The sequence below is a fragment of the Domibacillus sp. A3M-37 genome (genome assembly GCF_024213455.1).
GTDB classification, from domain to species: domain Bacteria; phylum Bacillota; class Bacilli; order Bacillales; family Domibacillaceae; genus Domibacillus; species Domibacillus tundrae.
The window spans coordinates 1-18,840 of the sequence record NZ_JANAVL010000020.1 but is presented as its reverse complement, the minus strand read 5'-3'; the positions used below and the strand labels follow the sequence as shown (position 1 = coordinate 18,840).

The 18,840-nt window shown below is 43.8% G+C and carries 23 protein-coding genes and 1 rRNA gene; 1 reads left to right on the top strand and 23 read right to left on the bottom strand.

Annotation, left to right across the window (positions count from 1 at the left end):
* Positions 1-56: 56 nt before the first annotated feature.
* From pth to metG, 13 genes are all read right to left on the bottom strand, one after another.
* Positions 57-617, bottom strand: a complete 561-nt coding sequence (pth, locus tag NLX67_RS19340; RefSeq protein WP_254313035.1) for an aminoacyl-tRNA hydrolase — start codon at positions 615-617, stop codon at positions 57-59.
* A gap of 97 nt (positions 618-714) precedes the next feature.
* The gene (locus tag NLX67_RS19335; protein WP_046181292.1) at positions 715-1,344 is read right to left on the bottom strand and encodes a 50S ribosomal protein L25/general stress protein Ctc; all 630 of its coding nucleotides are present in this window, start codon (positions 1,342-1,344) and stop codon (positions 715-717) included.
* 144 nt (positions 1,345-1,488) lie between these two features.
* Entirely contained in the window at positions 1,489-2,448 is a 960-nt protein-coding gene (locus NLX67_RS19330; RefSeq protein ID WP_046181293.1) for a ribose-phosphate diphosphokinase, read from the bottom strand.
* Between the two features lie 21 nt (positions 2,449-2,469).
* Positions 2,470-3,846, bottom strand: coding sequence for a bifunctional UDP-N-acetylglucosamine diphosphorylase/glucosamine-1-phosphate N-acetyltransferase GlmU (glmU, locus tag NLX67_RS19325; protein WP_254313034.1), 1,377 nt, complete (start codon positions 3,844-3,846; stop codon positions 2,470-2,472).
* A 174-nt stretch (positions 3,847-4,020) separates the two neighbouring features.
* Positions 4,021-4,314, bottom strand: coding sequence for a septation regulator SpoVG (gene spoVG, locus NLX67_RS19320; RefSeq protein ID WP_046181295.1), 294 nt, complete (start codon positions 4,312-4,314; stop codon positions 4,021-4,023).
* A 120-nt stretch (positions 4,315-4,434) separates the two neighbouring features.
* The gene (locus tag NLX67_RS19315; RefSeq protein ID WP_254313033.1) at positions 4,435-4,812 is read right to left on the bottom strand and encodes a RidA family protein; all 378 of its coding nucleotides are present in this window, start codon (positions 4,810-4,812) and stop codon (positions 4,435-4,437) included.
* Positions 4,809-5,654 (bottom strand): pur operon repressor, encoded by an 846-nt coding sequence (gene purR, locus NLX67_RS19310; RefSeq protein ID WP_046181297.1) that lies wholly within the window; start codon positions 5,652-5,654, stop codon positions 4,809-4,811. The genes NLX67_RS19315 and purR overlap by 4 nt, the downstream gene beginning before the upstream one ends.
* 68 nt (positions 5,655-5,722) lie before the next feature.
* Positions 5,723-6,592: a 4-(cytidine 5'-diphospho)-2-C-methyl-D-erythritol kinase gene (ispE, locus tag NLX67_RS19305; protein WP_254313032.1), complete on the bottom strand. Its 870-nt coding sequence runs from the start codon at positions 6,590-6,592 to the stop codon at positions 5,723-5,725.
* A 139-nt stretch (positions 6,593-6,731) separates the two neighbouring features.
* Positions 6,732-6,989, bottom strand: coding sequence for a biofilm formation stimulator Veg (veg, locus tag NLX67_RS19300; protein ID WP_046181299.1), 258 nt, complete (start codon positions 6,987-6,989; stop codon positions 6,732-6,734).
* 183 nt (positions 6,990-7,172) lie between these two features.
* Positions 7,173-8,054, bottom strand: a complete 882-nt coding sequence (gene rsmA / locus NLX67_RS19295; protein WP_254313030.1) for a 16S rRNA (adenine(1518)-N(6)/adenine(1519)-N(6))-dimethyltransferase RsmA — start codon at positions 8,052-8,054, stop codon at positions 7,173-7,175.
* Positions 8,051-8,608 (bottom strand): ribonuclease M5, encoded by a 558-nt coding sequence (gene rnmV, locus NLX67_RS19290; protein WP_046181301.1) that lies wholly within the window; start codon positions 8,606-8,608, stop codon positions 8,051-8,053. The genes rsmA and rnmV overlap by 4 nt, the downstream gene beginning before the upstream one ends.
* A 43-nt stretch (positions 8,609-8,651) precedes the next feature.
* On the bottom strand, positions 8,652-9,419 hold the full coding sequence (locus NLX67_RS19285) for a TatD family hydrolase (RefSeq protein ID WP_254313028.1): 768 nt from the start codon (positions 9,417-9,419) through the stop codon (positions 8,652-8,654).
* Between the two features lie 33 nt (positions 9,420-9,452).
* A complete protein-coding gene (gene metG, locus NLX67_RS19280) occupies positions 9,453-11,468 on the bottom strand; it encodes a methionine--tRNA ligase (RefSeq protein WP_254313026.1) in 2,016 nt (671 codons plus the stop codon).
* A gap of 361 nt (positions 11,469-11,829) precedes the next feature.
* Here metG and NLX67_RS19275 point away from each other — a divergent pair, with 361 nt between their 5' ends.
* Positions 11,830-12,114: a transition state genes transcriptional regulator AbrB gene (locus NLX67_RS19275; RefSeq protein WP_046181303.1), complete on the top strand. Its 285-nt coding sequence runs from the start codon at positions 11,830-11,832 to the stop codon at positions 12,112-12,114.
* A 39-nt stretch (positions 12,115-12,153) separates the two neighbouring features.
* Here the strand turns inward: NLX67_RS19275 and rsmI are convergent, their stop codons facing one another.
* From rsmI to rrf, 10 genes are all read right to left on the bottom strand, one after another.
* The gene (rsmI, locus tag NLX67_RS19270; protein ID WP_375143422.1) at positions 12,154-13,026 is read right to left on the bottom strand and encodes a 16S rRNA (cytidine(1402)-2'-O)-methyltransferase; all 873 of its coding nucleotides are present in this window, start codon (positions 13,024-13,026) and stop codon (positions 12,154-12,156) included.
* Complete coding sequence (locus NLX67_RS19265; RefSeq protein WP_254313025.1) at positions 13,004-13,285, bottom strand: GIY-YIG nuclease family protein; 282 nt, start codon at positions 13,283-13,285, stop codon at positions 13,004-13,006. The genes rsmI and NLX67_RS19265 overlap by 23 nt, the downstream gene beginning before the upstream one ends.
* A complete protein-coding gene (locus NLX67_RS19260; RefSeq protein WP_254313024.1) occupies positions 13,254-14,018 on the bottom strand; it encodes a tRNA1(Val) (adenine(37)-N6)-methyltransferase in 765 nt (254 codons plus the stop codon). The genes NLX67_RS19265 and NLX67_RS19260 overlap by 32 nt, the downstream gene beginning before the upstream one ends.
* A 58-nt stretch (positions 14,019-14,076) precedes the next feature.
* Entirely contained in the window at positions 14,077-14,394 is a 318-nt protein-coding gene (gene yabA, locus NLX67_RS19255; protein ID WP_046181316.1) for a DNA replication initiation control protein YabA, read from the bottom strand.
* A gap of 49 nt (positions 14,395-14,443) precedes the next feature.
* Positions 14,444-15,271, bottom strand: coding sequence for a PSP1 domain-containing protein (locus NLX67_RS19250; protein WP_046181306.1), 828 nt, complete (start codon positions 15,269-15,271; stop codon positions 14,444-14,446).
* Complete coding sequence (holB, locus tag NLX67_RS19245; RefSeq protein ID WP_082091642.1) at positions 15,264-16,271, bottom strand: DNA polymerase III subunit delta'; 1,008 nt, start codon at positions 16,269-16,271, stop codon at positions 15,264-15,266. The genes NLX67_RS19250 and holB overlap by 8 nt, the downstream gene beginning before the upstream one ends.
* Positions 16,272-16,285: 14 nt before the next feature.
* Complete coding sequence (locus NLX67_RS19240; RefSeq protein ID WP_046181307.1) at positions 16,286-16,615, bottom strand: cyclic-di-AMP receptor; 330 nt, start codon at positions 16,613-16,615, stop codon at positions 16,286-16,288.
* Positions 16,612-17,289: a dTMP kinase gene (gene tmk / locus NLX67_RS19235; RefSeq protein WP_046181308.1), complete on the bottom strand. Its 678-nt coding sequence runs from the start codon at positions 17,287-17,289 to the stop codon at positions 16,612-16,614. The genes NLX67_RS19240 and tmk overlap by 4 nt, the downstream gene beginning before the upstream one ends.
* A 1-nt stretch (position 17,290) precedes the next feature.
* Entirely contained in the window at positions 17,291-18,694 is a 1,404-nt protein-coding gene (locus tag NLX67_RS19230; protein WP_254313022.1) for an aminotransferase class I/II-fold pyridoxal phosphate-dependent enzyme, read from the bottom strand.
* A gap of 70 nt (positions 18,695-18,764) precedes the next feature.
* Positions 18,765-18,840, bottom strand: a 5S ribosomal RNA gene (rrf, locus tag NLX67_RS23460); the annotation flags it as partial.

Here is an 18,840-nt window from a genome sequence, read left to right as displayed (position 1 = left end):
GCCATTGCTCGTCTTATGCTTGTCGCTGAAAGACTTGCGCCTTGTGCTTTCCTAACTTATTGGTTAAATTCATTCATGACATCAATAAATGAATGGTCTACTGCGTGAATACAAGCTGCCGCGCTTTTTTCTACCGCTTCATTCATCACGATTCGCTCATCGCTGCTGAATTTGCCTAGAACATAATCGACAGTTTTCATTGGGCCATCCGGCCGGCCAATTCCAATCCGTATCCGCTTAAATTGATCTGTACCTAAATGGGCAATGGTCGATTTGATGCCATTATGGCCGCCAGCACTGCCTTTTTGCCGAAGCCGTATTTTCCCCTGCGGCAGGTCAAGGTCATCGTATACAACGATTACATCATCCGTTTCCATGCTGTAATAACGCATCACTTCACCAATGCTTTCACCTGATAAGTTCATATATGTGAGCGGCTTCAATAAAATGACTTTTCCCGTTCCTTTTCGGGCGATGCCGTATATCCCTTTATGTTTTGCTTCTGTTAATTCGGCGCCCAGCTGTTTCGCCAGTTCATCAATGACGTCAAAGCCAATATTATGACGTGTTTCCGCATATTTCATGCCTGGATTGCCAAGGCCTACGATTAATTTCATCTTTCATTGCACCTCAATTTTTCACAGTTACTTTCAGTATACATGACCACATGCAAAAAAAACAGGCAGATTAATCTGCCCGTCTTTATTCAAATGATTAGTCTTCTTTTTTTTCGCCTTCAGCAGATGCTTCTGCTTCTGTTTCACTTGCCTCTTCAGTACCTTCTTCTGTTTCTTCCAGTTTTTGTGGAGGAAGAACAGAAACAATTGTATCTTCGTCCTCGTTTTCAATCGTAAAATCATATTTATCACGAATATCACCGACTGAAATCGAGTCACCAATCGCAAGCTCTGACACATCAACAGATACATGTTCAGGGAAATCTGATACTTTCGCTGTAACGTTTAACTCGAATAATGGCTGTTGAATAACGCCGCCTTCTTTAGAACCCACCGCTTCCCCTTCAATATCTACACGCACTTGGGAGGTGATTTCAGATGAACGGTCGACTGCCAGAAAGTCTGCGTGTACGATAAACCCTTTAATCGGATCCTTCTGGTATTCCTGCAGAATAACATCATGCTTGCTTCCATCTACATCTAGTGAAATTAATCCATTTCTTCCTACTTCACGGATCACTTTAATGAACTCGGATTCTTCAACGGACACCGGTTCGGATTCCACGCCTTTTCCATATATAACAGCCGGAAACAAGCCTGCTGTACGAATTTCAGTTAATGCTGCCCTCGTAAAACCTTCACGTTTTTTTGCTTGTAATTTACTCATAGCTGATCTTCACCTTCCTGATTTATAAATCGGTCATTTTTTTATGTGTACATGATTGTGTATTCCCCTGGGAGGTGATTTATAAACATGAACAGCACAAAAAGAAACCCAATTCCTTAGAAGGAATCAGGTTTCAGGTAATGATTAATCAAACAGGGTGCTGACAGACTGATCTTCGTGAACACGGATGATCGCTTCGCCAATGAGCGGCGCAACAGATAGTTCCACGACTTTGTCTATTTTCTTTTCAGGAGCAAGCGCAATTGAATTTGTTACAACCAGCTCTTTAATGTTCGAATTTTCAATGCGTTCCATGGCAGGGCCTGACAAAACCGGATGCGTACAGCAAGCATAAACTTCTTTTGCACCACTTTCAGAAAGGGCATTCGCCGCAAGTGTAATCGTGCCAGCCGTATCGATAATATCATCGATCAAAATCGCAATTTTCCCTTCAACGTTTCCAACGATGTTCATTACTTCTGATACGTTCGGACGTGGACGGCGCTTGTCAATAATCGCAATTGGTGCTTTAAGACGGTCTGCAAGCTTACGCGCACGCGTTACGCCGCCATGATCCGGGGACACGATAACAATTTCTTCGTTATTAAGCCCTTTTTCTTGAAAATATTGACCTAAAATAGGCACACCCATTAAATGATCGATCGGGACATCAAAAAACCCTTGAATTTGTGGTGCATGAAGATCCAGTGTAATCAAACGGGTCGTTCCCGCTGTCTCAAGCAAGTTCGCAACGAGTTTTGCTGTAATCGGCTCACGGGCACGCGCTTTACGATCCTGGCGCGCATAGCCGTAATACGGAAGCACAACATTGATTGTTTTCGCTGACGCCCGCTTTAACGCATCAATCATAATGAGCAATTCCATCAAATGTTCATTGACCGGGCCGCTTGTGGATTGGACGATGTACACATCACAGCCGCGGATGCTTTCTTCAATGTTAATTTGTACTTCTCCATCACTAAAACGGGTAACGGAACATTTGCCAAGTTCAACTCCGATAAATTCCGCAATTTCCTGGGCAAGTGCCGGGTTGGAATTTAACGAAAAGATTTTCAAATTTGGATCTAAATACTGATTGCTCATGATGACCTCCACTGTCCTAATTTAATCATTTTTCGGAAAGATTTTTTGAACGTAGCTTTCTTTATTCACTTGGCGGGCACGGGCAATCGCCATTGATTCTTCCGGCACTTCGTCGGTAATCGTAGATCCCGCGGCCACATAAGCACCTTTTTTTACGGTGACAGGTGCAACAAGATTCGAATTACAGCCGATAAAAGCACCGTCTTCAATCGTTGTTAAAAATTTGTTTTTCCCGTCGTAGTTGACGGTAATGGCGCCACAGCCGATGTTCACATCGCTGCCTACTTGTGCATCACCAATATAGCTCAAGTGAGACGCTTTGCTGCCTTTGCCAAATGATGCTTTTTTCACTTCAACAAAATTGCCGATTTTCACTTCATTGGCAAGCGATGACTTTGGACGGATGTGTGCAAATGGTCCAATGTTAACATCTGAGCCAATTTGGCTGTCAAAGGCCGCCGACTGGCGAATCACAGTCCGATTTCCGACCTCGCATTCACAAATTTCACTGTTTGGTCCAATGACACAGTCCTCACCAATGGATGTGGTGCCGGAAATAATCGTTCCAGGGTGAACCACTGTATCAGAACCGATGGCAACATCCGGCCCAATATATGTGTTTTGCGGATCAATAATGGTTACACCAGCGCGCATATGCTGTTCGTTAATTCGTGCCCGCATAAGGCGTTCTGCTTCACTAAGTGCAACACGGTCATTGACGCCTAGTGTTTCATCAAAGCTTTCTGTTTGATACGCAGAAACGGTTTCACCGGCCGCTTTTAAAATTTCGATGACGTCTGGTAAGTAGTATTCACCCTGGACATTTTCATTTGAAACATTTTTTAATGCCTCAAACAATGCTTTATTATCAAAGCAGTACGTGCCTGTATTAATTTCTTTCACAGCACGCTCCTGATCCGACGCGTCTTTATGCTCTACAATACGGGTAACAGATCCATCTGTTCCACGAAGAATACGGCCATATCCATCCGGTTTTTCCGCATGAGCCGTTAAAATCGTCGCTTTTGCGTTTGTTTCCTGATGATGCTTAACAAGTGCTTCCATTGTTGACGTCTGAATGAGAGGTGTATCTCCGCACACAACAAGCGTGCAGCCTTCCTTTCCATCCAACATCGACTGCGCTTGAATAACCGCATGTGCTGTACCGAGCTGTTCTTCCTGCAGAGCGTAAGCAGATCGGTCTCCAAGCTGCGCCTTTACTTTTTCAGCACCGTGACCAACGATTGTCACAATTTGTTCTGTATGTAAACCTGAAATTTGATCAATAACATGTTCTACCATTGGCTTTCCACAGACCGGGTGCAGCACTTTGTACAATTTTGACTTCATGCGCGTTCCCTGTCCTGCAGCCAGAATCACAGCGTAAATATTCGTCATGAAAGGCCTCCTCACCTGATTATCCACTATTGAATATATCTTAAATACCGATTAATTTCAATCAAAGCAGGAAAATGACACATTTTTGACAACGCAAAAAAGAGCCCTCACATAATCAGGCTCTTGCTGAAAAAAAAAGCGGCAGCTGCCACGTTGATGAAATAAAAAACATAATTACGCCTCTTCAAGCGCAACCAGTTCTTCTTTCTCCATTTTGCATACGCGGTGATATTCTTCAAGCACCGTATCTTGAATTTTCCCGCGGGTTCCGGAATTGATCGGGTGCGCAATATCGCGGAATTCTCCTTCCGGTGTCCGTTTGCTTGGCATTGCCACAAATAGGCCGTTATTGCCGTCAATGACGCGAATGTCATGAATAACAAATTCCCCGTCAAATGTAATGGATGCGATCGCTCTCATCCGGCCTTCTGTTTGAACACGGCGTAATCTTATGTCTGTTATTTCCACGCATATTCACCCCCTTTCCCCGTATTTAAAAAAGCCTAAACTACTTATTCCATAATTGTTGCAATATTCCTTCTTTCTTAACCAAAAAAATTTGAACAAAAAAACCGGCGCAAGGCCGGTTTATGCTTTTACAAGCGCAATAACTTCAATTTCTACTTTCACATCTTTGGGAAGACGCGCTACTTCAACACATGAACGGGCAGGCTTGTGCGCTGAGAAATATTCCCCGTACACATCATTAAACGGTGCAAATTCATTCATATCAGACAGAAAAACAGTTGCTTTCACAACGGTTTCAAGGGAAGCCCCTGCTTCTTCAAGGACGGCTTTTAAATTTGCGAATACTTGATGGGTCTGCTCTTCAATTGTGCCTTCTACAAGTGTGCCTTCTGCTGTAAGCGGAATTTGGCCGGAGCTGTAAAACAAGTTATTCACAATAATTCCTTGTGAGTACGGTCCAATTGCTGCAGGTGCTTTTATAGTATTGACGATGTTCATTTTGATTCCCCCTGTAAAAACTCATTATTTTTTATAAAATAGTTGCCTTCCACAACGGAGATGGAGGCATCTTTTTCATTTACATTTTGTAATTTAACGAGTGAAATATAGTCATCAATAAGACAATCCGGATATTCCGCTTCCACAAGAACCGCTATTCCGGCTACGGAGGCATTAAATTCAGCCAGCAAGCTGATCATGCCGTTGATTGTGCCCCCGCCTTTCATAAAATCATCGACGAGAAGAACTTTTGATCCTTCTTTTAAACTGCGTTTCGATAACACCATTGCTTGAATACGCTTTGTTGAGCCTGATACGTAGTTGATGCTGACAGTCGGTCCTTCTGTCACCTTGCTGTCACGGCGCACGACAACAACCGGCACGTTTAAATGAGCCGCAATTGCATGAGCAATAGGAATGCCTTTCGCGGCAACCGTCATGACGGTGTCGATCTTTTTGTCTGCATATGCTGATGCGAGCAGCTTGCCAATTTTATTCATTGTGGATGGATTTCCGAGCAGATCCATAATATATAAATAGCCGCCTGGCAAAAGACGCTCCGGATTTTCGATTTGCCGGCATAACTCTGAGATAAACTCTTTCGCACTTTCTTTATCTACGCGTGCGTAAAATTTCACACCGCCCGCTGCACCCGGAACAGTCTGAAGCGTACCAATGCCGCGCTTCTCAAATGTTTCTTTAATAATAGCCAAATCCTCACTAATGGAAGACTTGGCAGAACCAAATCTTGCCGCAAAAAGGGTCAATGACACAAGCTGATGCGGGTGCTCCAGTAAATAATGCGTCATATCAATAATACGTTCACTTCGACGAAACTTCATCGTTCTATTTAAACCTCCTGGGGAGTAAAACCGAATATTTTAATTATAATATATCTTAATATACGGTTTTAATCAACCAAGTCCGTGTCCCCAAGCATGCGCACTGCGTACACCTGATCACAAAATCCACGCAGGCAATTATAAACGCGGTGCATACGAGAATCGTGGCGGATTAAGCCAAACACGGTCGGACCGCTGCCGCTCATCAGCACGGCATCCGCCCCGAAACGGATCATTTGCTCTTTAATAAGCGCCACTTCGGGATGGGCGTACAAAGTGACGGATTCCAGCACATTCCCCATGTTTTGACACATTTTGTTATAATCGTTTTCTTTAATCGCTTCAATCATTGCGTTTGTATCTGGTCGTTTCATGCGGTCAAGCTTTAAGTTTTTATACACTTCACCTGTAGAGACGCCGATCGTTGGTTTTGCAAGCACAACCCAGCAATTTGGCGGTGTCGGTAAATGCTCGATTTTTTCCCCTCGACCCGTCGCAAGTGCTGTACCGCCGTATACACAAAAAGATACATCCGAGCCAATTTCTGCCCCCAGCTCCGCCAGCTCATCAAGTGACAGGCCAAGATTCCACAGCTGATTCAGCCCTTTTAACGCAGCTGCGGCATCACTGCTTCCGCCAGCCAGCCCTGCTGCGACCGGAATCACTTTATCAATTTGAATGGACACGCCGGTTTTAATACCATATCGATCTTTCAGCAGTTTTGCTGCCTGATAAGCGAGATTTCGGCTGTCATCCGGTACAAACCGGTTGTGCGAAATAATCCGGATTTCGTTTTTATTCAAGCTTTCCAATTCAAGACGGTCAGCCAAATCAACTGTCGTCATAATCATTTCCACTTCATGATAGCCATCCGGCCGTTTATGGAGCACATCAAGCGTCAGGTTAATTTTCGCTGGTGCTTTAATCATTAACTTCATTTCAGTCCACCTACTTTATGTTATACGCAATAAATTATTGTCTTATTTTATCACAAAAGAAAAAGAGCCGGCTCAAAAGATTCAAATTGAATCTGTTGAGCCGGCTCCCCGGTGTGCTGCTTTATAAAAAGCAAGCCATTTATACTGCGTTGCCTGCCGCTGTATCTTCAAATGTCAGTTCAACTGTTTCAGTGAGTACATCCGCGTAACTATAAGAAACGCGCTCGAATGAATTCTCGTCCTGATCAAGTTCTACGACAAAAACAGCAGGATACGTCTCCGTTAAAATACCGGAACGCTCAATCGTCTTACGTCGTCCACCATTCGCTTTCAGCAACAATCTTTTACCCAAATGACAATCAAGCGATCTTTTTATGTCAGCTAATGTTTTCGGCATTTGCATCCACCTCACTATGTTTAGTGTAGCACAAACTCCTGTTTTAGTCAAACAAATAAAATATTTTATCAGCGTCGCCTTCTAATGTCAATATTTTTTGTTCGGCAAATATCGATTTTTTTCGATAACGTTAGTATTTCCCAAGTTTATAAAAAAAACCACTCTATTTTCAAGAGCAGTTAACTATTTCCCTATTCCTTTTTTTGTCAAAGATTCAGAAAGCGAAGCGAATTCAGCGAGCGATAGCGTTTCACCTCGTCTAGACGGCTCAATTCCAGCTTCTTCAAGCGCGGTAGTAATATCTTCTTTTTTTTCTTTTCCACCTGGCAGTCCGTTAACGAGGTTATTTAAAATGGTTTTTCGGCGCTGGGCAAAAGAGGTTCTTGTGACCTTAAAGAAAAAGTCTTCATCGTCAACAGAAACAGCAGGCTCGTCGCGCACATCTAGCTTAATAATGGCGGAATCCACATTCGGCGGCGGCATAAAAACTGTTTTCGGCACGATAAACGCAATCGATGCTTCCGTATAATATTGAACCGCAATGGAAAGGGAGCCATATTCTTTTGTTGACGGCTTCGCTGAAATACGAGCGCCTACTTCTTTTTGCAACATGACAACAAATCCGTTGACCGGTATTTTGTCTTCAAGCAGCTTCATAATAATTGGTGTCGTCACGTAATAAGGAAGGTTTGCTACAACCATAAGCCGGTCAAATTGGGCAAATTCCTGCTCGACCACTGTTTTCATATCCGCTTTTAGCACATCTTCATTAATAATCTTCACATTGTCGTATGGCGCCAGGGTTTCATCTAAAATCGGCAGCAATCGTTGATCAATTTCAAATGCGACGACTTTACCCGCTGAACGGGCCAAGTGCTCCGTCAGCGCTCCGATCCCCGGACCAATTTCAATGACGCCGGTTTCTTTCGTCAGTTCAGCTGTTTCGGTAATCCGCTGCAATATATTCGAGTCAATTAAAAAGTTTTGGCCGAGGCTTTTTTTAAATGAGAATCTGTGCCGAGCGAGAATATCTTTCGTCCGGGACGGTGTTGCGATATCTTTCATGATTGTTCCTCCTTCAGTACTTCCGTTAAGACTTTAGCAAATTGTTCTCGTGTAATCTGGAACATAATCAGCCGCTTGTGCAGCTGCTTTCCGTTCACGTAACCAATTTTCAGCTTTTGTCCAATGACTTCACGCCGTGTTTTTGAAGCAGGACCGCCAATAAGCCCGGCTGCAACGAGATCTTCTTTTGTTATCTGTTCAGTTGCTTCCTCATCCATATACTGCGCGTCACGAAGCGCTTTTCGGATCGATTCAATAGAGGCATGCTCCACCCCGACACCGCGTCCATGTTTTTCAATTGCTTCATTTTTCGGCAAGAAAGCATGACGGCAGCCAGGCACTCTATCAGCAATAAGGCTGCGGATGCGCTGACCAGGATAATCCGGGTCCGTTAAAATAATAACGCCGCGCGTAGCTTGAGCATGGCGAATTTGGTCAATGACGCTATCGTCGACCGCGGACCCTCTCGTTTCAATTGTATCAGCATTCACTGCCAGCTTGATTTTCACCGTGTCATCTTTTCCTTCAACAACAATAATTTCTTTAATTTTCATTTTTCCTCCGAACGAAAAAGCGGAGGCTTTGTGAGCCCCCTGCTTAATCAAGTTGAAACAGTGTGTTGGCGTTTTTCATCGTTGCAGCCGCCACTTCTTCATATGAAAGATGTTTAAGCGCCGCAATTTCCTCAGCCACGAGTTTTACATAAGCGGGCTCGTTCCGCTTGCCGCGATATGGATGCGGCGCAAGATACGGGCAATCCGTTTCAATCAATAGCTTATCAAGCGGCACCGCTTCCGCCACTTCTTTCGGCTTCTTCGCATTTTTAAACGTCACGGGACCGCCAAGAGAAATATAAAAATTTAATTTAACGCATTCAAGTGCCGTTTCAGCACTGCCGCTAAAGCAGTGCATAACGCCGCCCACATCGCTGGCGCCTTCTTCTTTTAAAATATCAACAATATCCTGCGTTGCTTCCCGATTATGAATAATGATTGGCAGCTTCACTTTTTTAGCCAGACGAATCTGGCGACGAAATACGTCTTTTTGCACGTCCTTTGGTGACTTATCCCAGTGATAATCAAGGCCCATTTCCCCAATTGCGACGACTTTCGGATGGTTAGCGAGCTCTTCAATCCAATTCAAATCTTCTTCTGTCATATCAATAGCGTCAACCGGATGCCAGCCGACAGCCGCATACAGCCAATCATATTTTTCCACAAGTTCCATCGCCCGTGTAATCGTCAGCCGGTCAAATCCGACCACAACCATTCGTTTTACACCGGCTTCTTGAGCGCGCTTCATAACATCTTCTACATCTTCTTTAAACTGATCTGCATTTAAATGAACGTGTGTATCAAATAGCATGTTATCACCCGTCTTTTGTTTCACGTGAAACAATTATTTGATTTTTGCTCCATTTGGCAAGTTTTCCGGCACTTCGGCCAGCGTTAAAATGTCATCTTTTGAACCGGCCAAAATCATTCCCTGCGACAGTTCGCCGCGCAGCTTAACCGGCTTCAAATTCGCAACAACGACTACTTTACGGCCGATAAGTTCTTCCGGTTTATAATATTGCGCAATACCAGATACAACCTGGCGTTTTTCAAAACCGAGGTCCAGCTGCAATTTTAACAGCTTATCTGCTTTTTTAACAAGAGAAGCTTCAATAACCGTGGCAGCACGGAGATCCACTTGCATAAAATCGTCGATGCTGATTTCTTCCGCAACCGGTGCATAATTTTCTGCAGGCTTCTTTTCTTGTGCCGGGGCTGCTCCTTGCATTTTTTCTTTTATAAAGTTAATTTCCTCTTCCATATCAAGACGCGGGAAAATCGGCTCGCCTTTCTTAACAACTTTAACACTCGGTGGAATTGCTCCAAATGTGTGTAAGCTTTCCCAGTTCCGCAGACTTTCATCCGTCAGCCCAAGCTGTTCAAAAATTTTTGATGGTGTTCCCGTTAAAAACGGCGTCAGCAAAACAGCAGTTCGGCGCAATGATTCAGCTAAATGATACATCACAGTGCCGAGCCCATCTTTTTTCTCTTCTTTTGCGAGCACCCATGGCTGTGTTTCATCGATATATTTATTCGTCCGGCTGACAAGCTGCCAAAGTGACGTCAGTGCAACGGAGAACTCCATGTTTTCCATCGCTTCTTCGTATTCACGGACTGTTTTGTCATTCATTTCAACAAGCGCCTGTTCAAATTCGCCATCTGAACCGCTATAAGGTGGAATGTCGCCGTCAAAGTATTTGTTAATCATTGCAATCGTCCGGTTCAGCAAGTTGCCAAGGTCGTTGGCTAAATCGTAATTGATCCGCTCTACAAATCCTTCCGGTGTAAATACACCATCAGAGCCAAATGGTACTTCACGCAGCAAATAATAGCGAAGTGCATCCAGGCCGTAACGATCGATTAATGTGACAGGATCCACGACATTTCCTTTTGATTTCGACATCTTGCCGTCTTTCATAAGCAGCCAGCCGTGCGCAAATACTTTTTTCGGCAGCGGCAAATCAAGTGCCATCAGCATGATTGGCCAATAAATCGTATGAAAACGGACGATTTCTTTGCCGACTAGATGGACATCCGCCGGCCAATATTGTTCGAACTTCGTTTTATTTTCTGTTCCATAGCCAAGTGCTGTAATGTAATTTGACAATGCGTCAATCCATACGTATACGACGTGCTTCGGATTGCCAGGCACTTTGACGCCCCAGTCAAACGTCGTCCGGGATACCGCCAAATCTTCAAGACCTGGTTTAATAAAGTTATTAATCATTTCGTTTTTGCGGGATTCCGGCTGAATGAATGTCGGATTTTCCTCATAATATTTCAATAAACGGTCTGCATATTTGCTCATCCGGAAAAAGTATGATTCTTCTCGAACTTTTTGGACTGGATGGCCGCTGTCTGGACTTTTCCCGCCAACGACCTCTTCTTTTTCATTTAATTCTTTGTCGACAAGCTGTGTTTCAGTATAAAATGTCTCATCCGGAACCGAATACCAGCCTTCATATTCGCCAAGGTAAATGTCTCCCTGATCTAAAAGCTGCTGAAAAATTTTTTCAACGACTGTTTTATGGCGCATTTCCGTCGTGCGGATAAAATCATCATTGGAAATGTGCATTGTTTTCCACAGCTTTTGAATACCCGATACAATCTCATCTACGTATTCTTGCGGGGTGACACCTTTCTCATCCGCTTTTTCTTGAATCTTTTGACCATGTTCATCTGTTCCGGTCAAATACATTACATCAAATCCACGCAAACGCTTATAGCGTGCCATAGCGTCTCCCGCAACTGTTGTATAAGCGTGTCCGATATGCAAATTGCCGCTCGGGTAATAAATAGGTGTTGTTAAGTAAAACGATTTTTTATGCTCATTCACTGGAAAATCCTCCTTAAAAAGCATCCGCTTATGTACGATAAGCTTTTTTAGTCACTTCTTTTATTTTCTCCCATATCTGAATAAATGTAAATATGAACACTTTTTTTTCTGTTAATTTCTTTGTCGAATAATCACTTTTATTCGACAAATTTCGACACATGTCGAAAACACTTTTAAAAGTGTTTTGCTTTTTCTGACTTAAAACATTGGTAAATCAACATTTTAAGCCTTTACATTTACTTGAAGAATTAGATTTTATTTATTGACGTTTATGGCAAGTCTTGGTATAATTACGTCATAGGGTAAGTTTTTTGTCGAATATTGACGAATGAATTTAGATAACGCTATTTGAACGACACACATATATTGAGAGGAGCTTTTTAAAATGAAATCAACAGGTATTGTACGTAAAGTAGACGAACTCGGACGGGTCGTTATTCCAATTGAATTGCGCCGTACGTTGGGAATTGCAGAAAAAGACGCGCTTGAAATTTATGTGGATGATGAAAAAATCATTCTTAAAAAATACAAGCCGAGCATGACGTGCCAAGTAACAGGCGAAGTATCTGACGATAACATCAAACTTGCCGATGGCAAACTAATCCTTAGCCATGAAGGCGCTGAGATTTTAATGAAAGAAATTGAAGAAGCATTCGCAAAAGGTAAATAAGACTATAAAAAAGGTGCCTTCCCGGGCACCTTTTTTTGTTTATATATGGTAAGCAGCATAAACATCGCGTTTTGACAGATTCCGTTCTTTCGCTACTTGTTTAATCGCCTCTTTTGAATTCATGCTTTGTTCTGTTACATAATGAGCAACGTGATCTTCAACGGTCATGTCTGTCCACCACTGCACTTCTATTTCAGCGGCCGGTTCTTTGCCACTTCCTTCAATAATCAAGCAAAATTCACCTTTAATATCCGATTCTGCTGCCCATTTTGCCGCTTCCTGAATGGTTCCACGCAAAAATTCTTCAAACTTTTTCGTCAGTTCACGGCTTAAGACAATCCGCCGCTCGGCCCCTAAATATTCTTCCATGAGCGTAAGTGTTTCTTTTAAACGATGAGGCGATTCGTACAAAATAAACGTATGCTGCACATTCGCCAGTTTTTCAAGTTCTTTTTTCTTTTCTTTTTTTCCGCGGCTTAAAAAGCCGTAAAAATAAAATGGCTGTGGTACAATACCAGAAGCAATCAATGCTGTCACGGCCGCATTTGCGCCCGGAAGCGGCACAACGTTCACACCCGACTCAATTGCCATCACAACAAGTTCATGCCCTGGATCAGAAATACATGGCGTGCCGGCATCACTGACAAGCGCAACGGTTTCTCCCGCCTGCATACGGTCAATCAGCTTGCGGCCTGCTGCTTTATTGCTATATTCATGATAGCTGACTACCGGTGTCGCTACCTCAAAATAATTGCACAGTTTTTTCGTATTGCGCGTATCCTCCGCCGCGATGACATCTGCTTCTTTCATAATCCGAATCGCACGGACCGTTATATCTTCCAAATTCCCGATCGGCACCGGCACAAGGTACAGCATGCCCGTCTTTTTTTCAAAGCTTTTCTGCGAGTTCACCGCCCACACCCCTTTTTTGTAAGTACGCTTCTTTTTTTCGGCGCGGAAGTTGTTTAAAGGCATATTCCGCACGCATTGCTTCCTGTTTTGTTTGGAATGATTCACTATGAATAAGCATCACAGGCAGACGGGCGCGTGTATACTTTGCTCCTTTTCCCGCATTATGGACACCCATTCGTTTGTCCAAATCATTCGTATACCCTGCGTAAAGGGAGCCGTCATTGCATTTAACGACGTAAAAATGGTGGCTCGTCTCCATATAAAAGGGTCCTCACTTCGTCTGTATATTCGCCTTTTTCATCATAAACGTAAAGCGGCGGCAAAATTTTCAAATCTGGTGCTCCGTCTTTAATGCCCTCCACAAGGACAGTATTTGCTTCTTTGTTTCCCGCTTTTGGATAGACAAACTGGATGCGCTTCGGCTCAATCCGGTACTTTCTCATTAACGTAACGATATCGAGCAGCCGGCCGGGGCGGTGGACAAATGCCGCTTTTCCTCCTTGCTTTAACAACTGGGAAGACGACAGAATGCAATCTTCTAACGTGCACATAATTTCATGGCGGGCAATGGCCAAATGTTCATTCAAATTAATTTCATTTGCTGACGGGGTCAAAAAATACGGAGGATTGCATGTGACGAGTGTATGCTTTTCTTTACCCAGCCGCTCAGGCGCTTTTTTTAAATCATCGTTCACCATTTGAATTTGTGTGTTTAAGCCGTTATATGTCACGCTTCGGACTGCCATATCATAAAGCCGCTCCTGTATTTCCACGCCAGTCATTGATACGCTCGTTCTCGCCGACATTAAGAGCGGCACAACACCGTTTCCTGAACAAAGATCAACGATAGATCCGCGTATTTTCGGTACAGAAGCAAATCGAGCTAAAAGGACGGCATCCAGTGAAAAGGAAAAAACAGATGGACTTTGAATGATCCGCAACTCTTCTGCCAGCAAATAATCAAGCCGCTCACCTTCTTTTAATTCGAACATAATCCTTACTCCTTTTGCACAAAAGAACCTTCCTTGTAAAAGGAAGGCTTCGATCTCGTTATTTTTTATTTAAAAAGGATAAGCAAAACAGACAGTCTTCGTCTTTACGCGGGCTTCCAAAGTGCACACTGCAAATATGAAATCCTTCTTGATACAAACGGGCCAGGTTATCATAGCCTTCGCCGATATCTGCTCCACGCGCCTGTACATTAGCCGCCCCTGATGCTTTTCGTTCATGACCGCGGTCTAGTTCTTCAAGACGGCGGCGCAAATGATCATTTTCAATCATTAATGAATTGTTTTCTTCCAATATTTCGGCTAACTGCACCTTCACTTCGCCAAGCTGCTGATACAGTTCACCGATTTGCAGCTCCATATGGCTGACTGAATCAAAAATGCCTTTCTTGTCTAGCTTTTCCACCGCATCAATCACCTGCTTTCACAGAAACGGCTCCTTCTTTCCCAATCTCATCAGATGAGAACTCAAGCGTCCGTTCCAATTCCGGAATGTGCACCTGCACGAGCCGCTCTAAAATATTTAAGCCCGTCACACGCCCATTTCCGCTTGGCGTCTTCACTTTTTGGCCAACATCCGGCAGCACACGACGCGCATCTTCATACTCATCGTTTTCATACTTCAGGCAGCACATTAATCGGCCGCACAAACCGGAAATTTTAGCTGGATTTAATGATAAGTTTTGATCTTTTGCCATTTTAATCGATACGGGCTCAAAATCACCAAGGAATGTTGAACAGCAAAGCATTCGGCCGCATGGTCCAATGCCGCCCAGCATTTTCGCTTCATCGCGGACACCAATCTGCCGCAGTTCAATCCGCGTTCGGAAAATTGATGCCAAATCTTTCACAAGCTCACGAAAATCAACGCGGCCATCTGCCGTAAAATAAAAAATGACTTTGTTTCGGTCAAATGTATATTCGACATCGACTAGCTTCATATCAAGCTTATGCTCCGTAATTTTACTCGTGCATGTATCAAACGCAGTCATGGCCGCTTCACTGTTTTCCTGAACAGCCAGGCGGTCTTTCTGATCCGCTGTCCGGATGACTTTTTTCAATGGCAGAACGACATCGTCTTCATCAACTTCTTTCGGTCCGACAACGACATGTCCGTATTCAACGCCACGCACTGTTTCCACAATGACATGGTCTTCCTTCTGAATACCGAGGTCGCCTGGATCGAAATAATATATTTTACCCGCTTGCTTAAAGCGTACACCTACTACATTACACAAAGGCGTGTCCCCCCTGTAACTTTAACAAAAGCTGCTCCATCAGCAGCTGCTGGTTCATATTACTATTGAGTCTTCGTTTCGCTTCCAAAATGGATGCCATTCGGTCGGCAAGCTTTTCTGCCGACAAGAGCAGTGCATCCTGTTGAAAAGAAGCGAGACGATCAGGAAATGCAAGACCGTGTTCTTCACCGGTCATAATGGAAAGCAAATCCCTATGGATGAGAACGAAAAGATCGAGGGCAAGACTGACCTGCTGTTTCTCTTTAAAATGCGAATAAAAGTCTTCTGAAAGCGGAACGATGGCTGAGAGCCCTCCGCCTTTTAGACCTTCGTATAATTTTAACACTATTGAACGTGCCAGTGCAAACCACTCATCACGTGATTGTTCAAGCGCTTCTTCCAAGTGATTCGTTAATTTGGATGTAAGCGACGCCATCGGAATACTGATTTCTTCCTCAACAAGGCGCTGCTTCAGTCGATCTGAATCAATCGGCTTGAATGTCAGCTGCTGGCAGCGTGACAAAATTGTCGGCAAAATGCGGCTGCTTTGTTCCGTTAATAAAAAAGCGACCGTATTGGCGGATGGTTCCTCTAAAAATTTGAGCAGGCTATTCGCGGCACTCGCTGTCATTTTATCCGCCTGATTTACAATATATACTTTCCAAACCGATTCAACTGCTGTTTTTATAAACTCCTGCTGCAAATAATAAATTTGTTCTTTTTTGATCGATAAGCCATCCGGCTCAATAGCATGAAGGTCCGGATGATTGCCATGTTCAATGCGGCGGCAATTAATACAGGCGCCGCATGGCATAAATTCATCTTCCGGCTCCAGGCAAAACAAGCTTTTTGCAAACAGCATTGCTGTTTCTTTTTTCCCGGTGCCCGGGTCGCCTTCAAGCAAATAAGCATGCGCCACACGATCGCGCAGTAAACTATTTTCAATGATCCGCATCACAATCGGCTGGCGTTTTTCTGCTTCTTTCCACGGGTTAGACACGTGCTTCACGCCCTTTAAAATTGATGAAATTGCTCAACTGGAAGCACAAATATTGTTGCGCCCCCGACCGGCACTTCAACTGGATAGGGCACATATGCATCAACATTACCGCCCATCGGCGATACGGGAGGGGCGATCTGTTCACGCGACTGGCAATTTTTTTTGATAATTTCAAGCGCATCCTGTACCCGGTCATCTTCTACACCGATCATAAACGTCGTATTGCCCGCTTTTAAAAAACCGCCTGTTGAAGCAAGCTTTGTTGCACGAAATTGATGTTCAATGAGCGCATGAGACAATTTATTGCTGTCTTGATCCTGTACAACTGCCATAATCAACTTCATATACCATCTTCCCCTCTTACAGGATTTCTTTCATTATACCAAATCTTTTCCCGAAGCACTTTTTCAATTTTAGCAAGCGCTTCTTGAAAAACGTGTTCTTCTTCTTGTTCTGCATCAATAATCACAATTCTATCTTTATTTAAGTTCGCTAATTTCGTATAACCTTCCTGCACTTTTTTGTGAAAAGAAAGATCCTCAAGATCAAGCCTGTTTACCTCTCGGCCATCATGACGATGAATGCGTGCAAGCCCGATTTCAGGACGGACGTCAAATAGCAGCGTCAATTCAGGCATAACTCCATCAATGGCAAAAGCATTAATCGAACCGACTTCCTCCATCCCCAGCCCTCGTGCATAACCTTGGTATGCAAGCGAACTGTCCACAAACCGATCACAAAGCACAGTCGCTCCCCGTTCAAGAGCCGGAATAACTTTTTCTGCTAAATGCTGACGACGGGCAGCCGCGTACAACAACGCTTCCGTCCGTGCATCCATCGCTGTATTTTCTTTATTTAAAATAACCGAGCGAATTTGTTCGGCGATTGCAATGCCGCCCGGTTCTCTCGTTTGAACAATATCGAGCCCTCTTTTCCGAAGCTCGGTTACAATCCGGTCGAGCACGGTTGTCTTACCGGCTCCCTCGGGTCCTTCTATTGTAATAAATAGTCCTGCCATGTTAGCTCTCCTTCCGAAACACAACAATCTTCTGTTCGTTTAACCCGCTTCCGCCATGAAAACGGGATCCTTGCTCCATAAGCCATTGAATCATTTGGATATGTCCGCTTGAAATACGTTCCCCTTCCATAACAAGCGGTATACCCGGCGGATAAGGAATAATCATTTCCGCCGATACTTCCCCGGCTGCCTCTTCAAACGAAACAGCAGTTTTTCTATAGCAACTATGCTCATTATAAGGCAATGCCAAGACAGATACACGCTCAGATTGAAAGTCTCTCGGAAACGAAACAGCTTCTTTTTCTCCTTTTACTTGCAGGACACTGAGCTTTCCAGCAGCATATTCTTCAAATAACACTTCTCCTGCTTTTAAAAGAGGAAAAACCAGAAGCACCTGGCATGGATCAGCCAGTTCAATGTACACACCAACGGCTTCAAACAATTCCTGTACGTTATATCCTGTTAGTCCCTCTACCCGTACAAGCAGCTTGTACGGATCATCTACTGTTATACAGATGAAGCCTTTTGATTCCAGAAGCTGAACGATTCTTTTTTTCACATCCATCGAATAAGCATGATCTTTTTCGGTATATAAAGCTAAATAAGAGCGTGCATAATCCAATGAAGCCATAATCGGATACGATGGACTGCTGGACTGAAGCGCCTGCAAATAAAAGTGGATTCGCCCACGATCTATTCTTTCAGACTGAATATGAAGGTACGCTCCCATCGTCATCGCCGGCAGCATCTTATGGGCCGACTGTACAACAATATCGGCTCCCAATTGCAGCGCACTCATCGGAACCCCTTTTCCATTCGCCCTGAAATGCGCACCATGCGCTTCATCTACAAGCACCCATGATCCATGGGATTTCGCCATTATCGCCAGCTCTTGAAAAGAACCGGTCATTCCATAATATGTCGGATAGGTAAAAATGACAGCTTTACTATTAGGATAGGCTGCATACGCTTCTTGCAGCGTTTCAACAGAAATAAGAGTCGCTGTCTGCGTACGTTCATCAACATCCGGCGCAAGAAAAACAAGAAAAGCTTCAGCCATTTTTAATGCATTCAAGACGGATTTATGGCAATTACGCTGAACAAATACCGTATCGCCTTTTGAAAGCGTCCCAAGAATCATTGCCAAGTTTCCAATGGTGCTTCCATTGATAAGAAATTTGCTTTCAACCGTTTTATATACATCCGACAACATGTTTTCTGCTTCGGCAATACATTCTTCGGGAGCATGAAGATCATCTAGTCCAGTTAGCTCCGTAACATCAAATGAAAGATCCATCCAAGGACCGAGTAAACCATTTTTATGGCCTGGAACGTGAAAAGAAACTGAATTCTTGTGCTTATGATTTTTTAACGCTTTCATAACTGGCATAAAAGAATGATCCATTCGGCAGAACCTCCCAAGGAATAAAGAATGTAAAAAAAGAGATGACGTAGTGTCATCTCTTAAATATATTGCCAGGCGGCGTCCTGCTCTCACAGGGGGAAACCCCCAACTACCATCGGCGCTGAAGAGCTTAACTGCCGTGTTCG

Bases quoted from the DNA above. Each gene is read 5' to 3' on its own strand.
- pth (WP_254313035.1), bottom strand. From the start codon at position 617: ATGAAATTAATCGTAGGCCTTGGCAATCCAGGCATGAAATATGCGGAA.
- NLX67_RS19335 (WP_046181292.1), bottom strand. From the start codon at position 1,344: ATGAGTAAATTACAAGCAAAAAAACGTGAAGGTTTTACGAGGGCAGCA.
- NLX67_RS19330 (WP_046181293.1), bottom strand. From the start codon at position 2,448: ATGAGCAATCAGTATTTAGATCCAAATTTGAAAATCTTTTCGTTAAAT.
- glmU (WP_254313034.1), bottom strand. From the start codon at position 3,846: ATGACGAATATTTACGCTGTGATTCTGGCTGCAGGACAGGGAACGCGC.
- NLX67_RS19315 (WP_254313033.1), bottom strand. From the start codon at position 4,812: ATGAACATCGTCAATACTATAAAAGCACCTGCAGCAATTGGACCGTAC.
- purR (WP_046181297.1), bottom strand. From the start codon at position 5,654: ATGAAGTTTCGTCGAAGTGAACGTATTATTGATATGACGCATTATTTA.
- ispE (WP_254313032.1), bottom strand. From the start codon at position 6,592: ATGAAGTTAATGATTAAAGCACCAGCGAAAATTAACCTGACGCTTGAT.
- veg (WP_046181299.1), bottom strand. From the start codon at position 6,989: ATGCCGAAAACATTAGCTGACATAAAAAGATCGCTTGATTGTCATTTG.
- rsmA (WP_254313030.1), bottom strand. From the start codon at position 8,054: ATGAAAGATATCGCAACACCGTCCCGGACGAAAGATATTCTCGCTCGG.
- rnmV (WP_046181301.1), bottom strand. From the start codon at position 8,608: ATGAAAATTAAAGAAATTATTGTTGTTGAAGGAAAAGATGACACGGTG.
- NLX67_RS19285 (WP_254313028.1), bottom strand. From the start codon at position 9,419: ATGCTATTTGATACACACGTTCATTTAAATGCAGATCAGTTTAAAGAA.
- metG (WP_254313026.1), bottom strand. From the start codon at position 11,468: ATGCTTTTTAAGGAGGATTTTCCAGTGAATGAGCATAAAAAATCGTTT.
- NLX67_RS19275 (WP_046181303.1), top strand. From the start codon at position 11,830: ATGAAATCAACAGGTATTGTACGTAAAGTAGACGAACTCGGACGGGTC.
- NLX67_RS19265 (WP_254313025.1), bottom strand. From the start codon at position 13,285: ATGGAGACGAGCCACCATTTTTACGTCGTTAAATGCAATGACGGCTCC.
- NLX67_RS19260 (WP_254313024.1), bottom strand. From the start codon at position 14,018: ATGTTCGAATTAAAAGAAGGTGAGCGGCTTGATTATTTGCTGGCAGAA.
- yabA (WP_046181316.1), bottom strand. From the start codon at position 14,394: ATGGAGCTGCAAATCGGTGAACTGTATCAGCAGCTTGGCGAAGTGAAG.
- NLX67_RS19240 (WP_046181307.1), bottom strand. From the start codon at position 16,615: ATGAAGTTGATTATGGCAGTTGTACAGGATCAAGACAGCAATAAATTG.
- tmk (WP_046181308.1), bottom strand. From the start codon at position 17,289: ATGGCAGGACTATTTATTACAATAGAAGGACCCGAGGGAGCCGGTAAG.
- NLX67_RS19230 (WP_254313022.1), bottom strand. From the start codon at position 18,694: ATGGATCATTCTTTTATGCCAGTTATGAAAGCGTTAAAAAATCATAAG.